1 protein-coding gene is annotated in these 284 nt (G+C 59.5%); it reads right to left on the bottom strand.

The genetic code is table 11. The features are described 5' to 3' along the window. A partial coding sequence (locus tag Q5762_RS37955) for a LuxR C-terminal-related transcriptional regulator (protein WP_315896867.1) occupies positions 1-284 on the bottom strand: 284 nt, incomplete at both ends.

Here is a 284-nt window from a genome sequence, read left to right as displayed (position 1 = left end):
TGCAAGCGGTCACGCACCGACAGCTTTCTGAAAATGGCGCTGAGATGCGCCTTGACTGTGCGTTCCGTGATATCCAGCTGGCGAGCCGCCTCTTTATTGGTTGCCCCGCTGGCAATGGCCAAGGCAACGCCACGCTCTCGTTCGGTCAAGAGACTCAGATACTCGCTGTGCGCATAGCGCGAAGGCTCTACACGCTGCTGCAACGCCTTGAACGCTCCTCCCAAGACTTTCGACAGCAGTGATTGCCCTACCCAGACCCCCTGGTTGGCAACCACCACGGCCAC

Origin of the sequence: Streptomyces sp. P9(2023), assembly GCF_032436795.1 — a bacterium.
GTDB lineage: Bacteria > Actinomycetota > Actinomycetes > Streptomycetales > Streptomycetaceae > Streptomyces.
Note: the sequence above shows the minus strand (reverse complement) of the source record. Positions and strands in the feature narration are given on the sequence as shown.